The organism is uncultured Clostridium sp., assembly GCF_934754915.1.
Classification (GTDB): Bacteria; Bacillota; Clostridia; order Clostridiales; family Clostridiaceae; genus Clostridium.
This window is the reverse complement of record NZ_CAKVKB010000127.1, coordinates 1-9,242: the sequence shown is the minus strand read 5'-3', so window position 1 is coordinate 9,242 and position 9,242 is coordinate 1. Positions and strand designations below refer to the sequence as shown.

The 9,242-nt window shown below is 31.6% G+C and carries 5 protein-coding genes and 1 pseudogene; all 6 read right to left on the bottom strand.

Features of this window, described 5'->3' with window-relative positions; genetic code table 11:
• Nucleotides 1–168: pseudogene (locus Q0F58_RS15005) on the bottom strand (NADP-dependent isocitrate dehydrogenase); the annotation flags it as partial.
• A 262-nt stretch (nucleotides 169–430) separates the two neighbouring features.
• Nucleotides 431–715, bottom strand: coding sequence for a hypothetical protein (locus tag Q0F58_RS15000; protein WP_294378250.1), 285 nt, complete (start codon nucleotides 713–715; stop codon nucleotides 431–433).
• A gap of 229 nt (nucleotides 716–944) precedes the next feature.
• The gene (locus tag Q0F58_RS14995) at nucleotides 945–2,417 is read right to left on the bottom strand and encodes a glutamate synthase subunit beta (RefSeq protein ID WP_294378248.1); all 1,473 of its coding nucleotides are present in this window, start codon (nucleotides 2,415–2,417) and stop codon (nucleotides 945–947) included.
• Nucleotides 2,418–2,431: 14 nt separating this feature from the next.
• Nucleotides 2,432–7,018 carry a glutamate synthase large subunit gene (gltB, locus tag Q0F58_RS14990; protein ID WP_294378246.1) on the bottom strand — a complete coding sequence of 1,529 codons (4,587 nt, stop codon included), beginning with the start codon at nucleotides 7,016–7,018 and terminating at the stop codon, nucleotides 2,432–2,434.
• 116 nt (nucleotides 7,019–7,134) lie between these two features.
• A complete protein-coding gene (locus Q0F58_RS14985; RefSeq protein ID WP_294378244.1) occupies nucleotides 7,135–7,695 on the bottom strand; it encodes an ANTAR domain-containing response regulator in 561 nt (186 codons plus the stop codon).
• Between the two features lie 45 nt (nucleotides 7,696–7,740).
• Nucleotides 7,741–9,072, bottom strand: a complete 1,332-nt coding sequence (gene glnA, locus Q0F58_RS14980; RefSeq protein ID WP_294378242.1) for a type I glutamate--ammonia ligase — start codon at nucleotides 9,070–9,072, stop codon at nucleotides 7,741–7,743.
• Nucleotides 9,073–9,242: the final 170 nt, after the last annotated feature.

Below are 9,242 nucleotides of genomic sequence, written 5' to 3'. Positions count from 1 at the left end.
TACTTGGTCATTTGTATTATTTCTGTTTTCTAAACCAAGATCGTAATATTCTGTATTTAAATCCACAAAAGGATTTATTAATTCTTTCTTTATTTCTGCCCATACAATTCTAGTCATTTCATCTCCATCAAGTTCTACTAATGGAGTTGACATTTTTATTTTTTCCATTTTATAATTGCCCCCTTAAATTGCTCTTTTCACAATTGATATCTTAATTATACCTTAGCTTTTAAGTTTTATCAATTTTTTAATAAAATGGTTTTTTAATTTATGAAAACAATATTCTTAATAAATATGACCTCTATAATTATCTGGATTATTCTACTAACTATTCACATCAAAATCTCTATATATAATTTATCATCTGACTAGATAAAAAAACAGAACCAGCACCACATACTGCTAATTCTGTCATTATTATATTCTATATTTATTTTTTATCAACATCTTCATAATCAACAACATCTATAATCTCTCCATTAGTATAATCTTCTGAAGTATTGTATAGATCTTCTACATCATCATTGTTAGTATTGTAATTTCCATAATTATTTTTAATTTTATCTTCTTCTCTTCTATTTATCCTGCCTTTTATTGTAGTTATAGCATATATTATAACTCCTGCAATAATTAGAAATGGTAAAAGCCTAATAAACAAAGTTCCAACTAAAAATAAAATCAAAATTGTCACAATCATATATATATATTTGTTCATACAATCATCCTCAATGTCCACTATTTTTCTTTTATTATACATTAACACATATCAATTTACAATGTATAAAATTTGTTTCATTATCCTTGATTTATCTATATATTTTTAATTAATTCTATGTTTCATATACAACTTTAAAATTTATCAAATTCCTTAAAACTGACAAAAAGAATCAGTACACATTTTTAATTTATTGTACTGATTCTTCTAATTATAAAAATATATTAATTTATAATCTTAAGAACTTATCAACAGCTTCACCAGCAGCAATACCATCAGCTATAGCTCTTACAACTAAAGACTGACCTGTTCTTGCATCTCCTGTAGAGAATATTTTAGGTACATTTGTTTTAAATGAACCATATTCTGATTTTATGTTGCTTCTTCCATCACTTTCAACACCAAATGCATTTTTAAGATACTCTTCTGAACCTGTAAATCCCATTGCTAATAAGATTAATTCAGCCTTATAATTCTTTTCTGATCCTTCTACTGGTACTGGAGAAAATCTTCCGTTTTCTCCTTTCTTCCATTCTACTTTTACAGTATCAACACTTTCTACATTTCCATCCTTATCAGCATGTACTTTTGTTACTGTTGTTAGATACTCTCTTGGATCTTTTCCAAATACTTCTATAAATTCTTTTTGGCCGTAATCTACCTTAAGAACTTTTGGCCATTCTGGCCATGGATTATTAGGAGTACGAGTCTTTGATGGCTCACCCATTATTTCAAATTGAACTAATGACTTACATCCATGTCTTAATGATGTTGCAACACAGTCAGTTCCTGTATCTCCACCACCAATTACTATTACATTCTTTCCTTCTGCGCTGATGTAATTTCCATCTTCATGATTTGAATCTAATAAACTCTTTGTATTTGCTTTTAAGAAATCTACAGCAAAATGTATTCCCTTGACACCTTCTCTTCCTTCACAAGCAAGGTCTCTTGGCTGTGATGCTCCTGTTGCAAGAACTACTGCATCAAATTCATCACATATCTTCTGAGCATCATAGTCTTTACCAACATTGGCATTACATACAAACTTTACACCTTCTTCAGCCATAAGATGTATTCTTCTTAAAACAACTTCCTTATCAAGCTTCATATTTGGAATACCATACATTAATAATCCGCCTGGTCTATCGCTTCTTTCATATACAGTAACTTTATGTCCGCATTTATTTAACTTATCAGCTACTGCAAGACCTGCAGGACCTGCACCAATAACGGCTACAGTTTTTCCAGTTCTCTTTGCTGGAGGATTTGCAACTACTTTTCCAGTTTCAAACGCTGTATCAATTATAGCTCTTTCATTTTCTTTAATATTTACAGCAGGACCATTAATACCGCATGTACATGCAGCCTGGCAAGGAGATGGACATACTCTGCTTGTAAACTCAGGGAATGGACTTGTTTTGTGAAGTCTTTCATAAGCTAAATCCCATTTTCCTCTATATGCAAGGTCATTCCATTCAGGAATGAGGTTATGCAAAGGACAACCTGTAACCATTCCTGAAATGACAACACCTGATTGACAGAAAGGAACTCCGCAATCCATACATCTTGCTGCCTGAATCTGCTGTTCTTCTAAAGTCAATCTTGTATGGAACTCCTTATAGTCTTTCAACCTTTCTTTTATATCTCTATCTTTTCCTTCTTTTCTTTCATATTCTAAAAATCCAGTTGGCTTACCCATATCTAACAATCCTCCTATTTACCTTTAACTTCTTGGAATGTCTTGATTAATGCTTCATCTTCATCGCATCCAAGGTTCTTGTACTTTTCAACAGTTTCTAATACTTTCTTATAATCTTTTGGAATTATCTTAACAAATTTAGATTTTTCTGTTTCAAAGTTAAATAGTATCTTGTTACCTCTTGGTGAACCTGTAGCATTTACATGTTCTTCGATTAAATCTTTAACAATCTTTTCATCTTCTATGCTTAATTCTTCTAAAAGAACCATTTCTTCATTTATATTAATTCTGAAGTTTTCATTTTCATCTTCTTTATAAAGATAAGCAACTCCACCACTCATACCAGCTGCAAAGTTTATTCCTGTCTTTCCAAGAACAACAACCTTACCGCCTGTCATATATTCACAACCATGAGCTCCTACACCTTCAACAACAGCAGTTGCACCAGAATTTCTTACACAGAATCTTTCTCCTGCAATACCATTTATAAATACTTTACCTGATGTAGCACCATATAATGCAACATTACCAACTAAAATATTTTCATCTGCAACAAACGAAGATTTCTTTGGAGGATAAACAATAAGCTTACCACCTGATAGTCCCTTACCAAAATAGTCATTTGCATCTCCCTCAACTTCAAATGTCAAACCATTTGGCACAAATGATGCAAAACTTTGACCTGCAGATCCATTACATTTAATTGTAATTGTATCTTCTGGTAATCCTTCATGGCCATTTACTCTTGTTACTTCTGAACCAAGAATAGTTCCAAGTGTTCTGTCTGTATTTGTAATATTTACTTCTGCACTTGTTTTTTCACCATTTTCAATTGCATTCTTAAATTTATTTAAGAATATCTTTTCATCCATTACTCTATTTAATTTGAAGTCATACTTCTTATCTGGATCAAATTTAACAACTTTGCCTCTATATTTATCAGGAGTATATAAGATTGCACTCAAATCAACATTTTTAGCCTTCCAGCCATGAATATTTTCTCTTTGTTTAAGTCTATCAACTCTACCAATCATATCATCAACTTTTCTGAATCCAAGTTTAGCCATAATTTCTCTAAGTTCTTGAGCTATGAAATACATAAAGTTAACAACATATTCTGGTTTACCTTTAAATCTCTTTCTAAGTTCTTCATTTTGAGTTGCAACACCAACTGGACATGTATCTAAGTTACAAACTCTCATCATTACGCATCCTAAAGTAACTAATGGTGCAGTAGCAAATCCGAATTCTTCAGCTCCAAGAAGTGCTCCAATTGCAACATCTCTACCACTCATAAGCTTACCATCAACTTCAACTCTTACTCTTTCTCTTAAATCATTAAGAAGTAATGTCTGATGAGCTTCAGCTAAACCTAATTCCCAAGGAAGACCTGCATTCTTTATAGAGTTTCTAGGTGATGCACCAGTACCTCCATCATAACCTGAAATCAATATTACTTCAGCTCCACCTTTTGCAACACCAGCTGCAACAGTACCTACTCCACATTCAGAAACTAATTTAACAGAAACTCTTGCTCCTGTATTAGCATTCTTTAAGTCGTAGATTAATTGAGCCAAGTCTTCTATAGAATAAATATCATGATGTGGTGGTGGTGATATAAGACCTACACCAGTAGTTGAATGTCTTGTTTTAGCAATCCAAGGATAAACTTTTCCTCCTGGAAGCTGACCACCTTCACCTGGTTTTGCACCTTGTGCTAATTTAATTTGAAGTTCATCTGCATTTACTAAATATTCTGATGTAACACCAAATCTTCCTGATGCAACTTGTTTAATTGATGATCTTCTTGAGTCTCCATTTTCATCAACTATCCATCTTTCTCTATCTTCTCCACCTTCACCAGTATTAGATTTGCCTCCAATTCTGTTCATGGCAATAGCTAGAGCTTCATGAGCTTCTTTTGAAATTGATCCATAAGACATAGCACCTGTCTTAAATCTTTTTACAATTTCTTCAACTGGTTCTACTTCTTCTATTGGAACTGGATTTGAACTATAATTAAAATCTAATAATCCTCTTAAAGTTATTTCTGATTCTTCATCATCTATTAAAGCTGTATATTCTTTAAATAATTTATAATCATTATTCCATGTAGACTGTTGTAATTTATGGATAGTCAATGGATTATATAAATGTTCTTCCTGTCCATTATTACCACTTCTTAATTTTTCATATCCAGGAGTATCTAAAGAAAAATCTGCTGCATAAGTTTTTGGCTTAAATGCATTTTCATGTCTTATTTCTGCTTCTTCCTGAATTTCCTTAAGTCCAATACCTTCAATTCTGCTTGTAGTATTTGTAAAGTATCTATCTATTACTTCCTTGCTTATACCAATAGCTTCAAATATCTGAGCTCCTTGATATGATTGGATAGTAGAAATACCCATCTTAGAAAGTATCTTAGTTATTCCTTTTAGAACTGCTTTATTATAGTTATAAACAGCCTTGTCATAATCTATATTTTCAAGCAATCCATCTTCCATCAATCCTTTGATAGTTTCATATGCCATATATGGGTTTATAGCAGAAGCACCAAATCCAAGCAAAGTAGCAAAATGATGTACTTCTCTTGGTTCACCACTTTCAAGAATTAATCCAACTGAAGTTCTTATTCCTTTTTGAACCATAAATTGATGAAGTCCTGAAACTGCAAGTAATGAAGGAATTGCAACCTTATTAGCAGACACATTTCTGTCTGATAATACTAATATAGTATATCCCTTGACATAAGCTTCATCTGCTTTTTCAAATAACTCATTAAGAGCATCTTCTAATGAAGTTCCTTTATCATATACCATGTCTAGTACTTTTGTTTTTAAATTTCCTTTGTTATATGCTTTAATCTTTGCTAATTCATCATTATTTATGATTGGTGAATCAAGTTTGATAAGTTCACAATTTGAAGGTCTGTCTTCTAATATATTTCCTTCTGGTCCAAGATAAACATTTGATGCAGTAACTATTTCTTCTCTTATTGCATCTATTGGTGGATTAGTTACCTGTGCAAATAATTGTTTAAAGTAGTTGAATAAAGGCTGTGCCTGTTTTGATAATACTGCAAGAGGAGTATCTACACCCATTGCTGCTAATGGTTCTGCACCGTTTTGAGCCATTGGAAGCATAGTAGATTTAACTTCTTCATATGTATAACCAAATGCCTTTTCAAGTGTTCTTCTTGTTTCTTTATCATAAGAAATCTTAAGCTTTTTACTTTCTTCCATCTTATCTAAAGTTACAAGATTTTCTTTTAACCAGTTTCCATAAGGATTTTCATTTATATATGCATTCTTTAATTCTTCATCACTTATTACTTCTTTTTTTACAGTATCAACAAGAAGCATTCTTCCAGGCATTAATCTGTCTTTCTTTTCAACTATTTCAGGTGGTACATCCAAAGCACCAACTTCAGAAGATAATATAAGTCTTCTGTCTTTAGTTATGTAATATCTTGAAGGTCTTAGTCCATTTCTATCTAAAACTGCACCAACTTTTTCACCATCTGTAAATACTATAGACGCTGGTCCATCCCATGGTTCCATTAATGTAGCATTATATTCATAGAAATCCCTTTTCTTTCTGCTCATAGTCTTGCTCTTATACCATGGTTCTGGAATTGCCATCATTATTGCTCTTTCCAAATCCATACCATTCATATACAAGAATTCAAGATTATTATCAAAAATTGCTGAATCTGAACCTTCCTTATTTATTATAGGAAGCACTCTGTTTAAGTCTTTTCCAAGTACTCTTGACTTAACATTTGTTTCTCTAGAATAAATTTTATTTACATTACCTCTTAAAGTATTTATTTCACCATTATGAATCATAAATCTGTTTGGATGAGCTCTTTCCCAGCTTGGGAATGTATTAGTACTATATCTTGAATGCACTAATGCAAGTGAAGTAACTATTCTATCATCTTCAAGATCAGTATAGAATTCTCTTAACTGTGTTGATAAAAGCATTCCTTTATATACAATTGTCTTTGAAGAAAATGATGCTATATAAAAAACTTCATTTAAGAATTTGCTTATCCATCCAGCTCTTTTTTCAATGTTTCTTCTTACTATATATAATTTTCTTTCAAAATCTTTTCCGCGTTTTGTAAAGTTAGGTCTCTTTACAAAAGCCTGCATTATATATGGCATAGATTCTAAAGATGCTTTTCCAAGTATTGATGGATTAGTTGGAACCTCTCTCCATCCTATTACTTTAAGATTTTCTTCTTTACAAATATCATCAAAAAGGCTTATTGCTTCTTTTCTTGCTTTTTCTTCTTGTGGAAGGAATACCATTGCTACAGCATAATCTCCTTCTTCTCCAAGTTCTCCACCTTTTTGGCCTAATTCTTCTTTAAAAAATTCGTGAGGTATATTAAATAATATACCAGCTCCATCACCTGTTTTCTCATCAGCACCTGTTCCACCTCTGTGCTCTAATTTTTCTAATATTGTCAAACAATCTGATAGAATTTCATGAGACTTTTCACCATCAATATTAACTATAGTCCCAATACCACATGCATCATGTTCAAAACATGGATTATATAACCCTTGTGCATTTGGATAATTATTTTCCATCTAAATCTCCCCCTGAAATAATATATTGTGTATTTTCTATAATTTAAAATTTATTTACATAATAAAACTAATAATATCTTTTTAATAACTATTAAACAGATTTACTAACTTCAAGATTACTCAAGTTCTTTTAATATTAAACCAGCAATATCCTTCATCCTTCTTCCTGAATCCATACTAAGCTTCTGCATATATCTGAATGCTTCATTTTCTGAAAGGCCAGAAGTCATCATCAACTGGCCTTTAGCTTTCTCAATAAGCTTTCTGTCTTCAAGAGTGTGTTCCAATTTTTCAACTTTTTGCTTTAATTTTTTTATTCTTCTTTTACTTTGGAATATTAAATCTATTGCATTGGTTAGAAGAACACTTGAAATCTTCGTTCCCATGCAGTATATATCTGTATCTTCTTCTATATATGATCTATATGGTTCATTTACAAGAGCCAAAAAACTGGTATAATCAACTAAATTTTCATAAACATCTAACAGACTCATGTCTTTAAATTTATAACCTACTAAGACAAGATCTGGGGAATATTGCCTAACTAATCTGATCAATTCATTGCCTGATGTACAAACTGCTGTAATTTCATATCCTTCTTGTGTAAGCAAATTTTTAAGTTTTGCAGCCGTCTCAATATTGCCTAACGCTATAATAATTCTTCCTTTTTGCATCATTGCAATCCCCACCTCAAATTAATAATCAGCCCGTAAGATTAGTGATTAGTATCTATCTAAGTAATTTTCAATCTCCCAATCATGTACTTTTATTCTATAATCATCCCATTCAGCTTCTTTAGCTTCAACATAATTTGTATATATGTGTTCTCCTAAAGCCTTTTTAGCCATTTCACTTTCTTTCATGAAATGTATTGCTTCATATAAATTATTTGGTAAATTATCAATTCCAGCTTCTTTTCTTTCTTTATCACTCATAGCAAATATGTTTGCTACTGTTTCATCTTCAACTTCTAATTCATTTTTTATTCCATCTAAACCAGCCTGTAATAATGCAGCTAAAACTAAATATGGATTAGAACTTGGATCTGGGCATCTAAGCTCAACTCTTGTACCTGCTCCTCTTGATGCAGGAACTCTTATTAATGCAGTTCTGTTGCTGCAAGACCATGCAAGATAAACCGGAGCTTCATATCCTGGTACTAATCTTTTATAAGAGTTAACTAACGGATTTGTAACTGCTGATAATCCTTTAATATGTTTTAATAAACCTGCTATAAATTGATATGCAACTTTACTTAATCCATTTTTATCACTTGGATCTGCAAATGCATTCTTTCCATCTTTAAATAATGACATATTAACATGCATTCCAGAACCATTGATTCCAAAGATTGGTTTTGGCATAAATGAAGCATGTAATCCATGTCTTTGTGCTATAGATTTAACAACTAATTTAAATGTCATAATCTTATCAGCTGTTTCTAAAGCTGGTCCGTATTTAAAATCAATTTCATTTTGTCCTTCAGCAACTTCATGATGAGATGCTTCTATTTCAAATCCCATTTCCTCTAAAGCTAAAGTCATATCTCTTCTTGCATTCTCACCTCTGTCAGTTGGAGCTAAATCAAAATATCCTGCTTTATCCTGAGTTATTGTTGTTGCATGACCATTATCATCAGTTTCAAATAGGAAAAATTCACATTCTGGTCCTACATTCATCTCATATCCTAACTCAGCAGCATCTGCAATTGCTCTTCTTAAAGCATATCTTGGATCTCCTTCAAATGGAGTTCCATCTGGTCTGTAAATATCGCAAATTAATCTTGCAACTTTTCCCTGCTGAGGTCTCCATGGGAATATTGCAAAGCTGTCTAAATTTGGTCTCAAATACATATCTGATTCTTCAATTCTTACAAATCCATCAATTGAAGATCCATCAAACATAATTTGGTTGTTTAAAGCCTTTTCTAATTGCTTTTCTGTTATTGCTACATTTTTTAAAGCACCGAAGATATCAGTAAATTGAAGTCTTATAAATCTAACACCATTTTCTTCAACTAATCTAATGATATCTTCCTTTGTAAATTTTGACATCTAAAACTCCCCCTTTTGGATTAAAAAAAGGCGCACAACAGATAGGTTTTAACCATCTATCGAACGCCTTTGTCCAATTCATATCTTGTAATGATATTATATTGTATTTTTTATTATAAATCAATATAAAATTTTAAAAAAATAACTTTTTTTAAAATTTACTTTTTGAA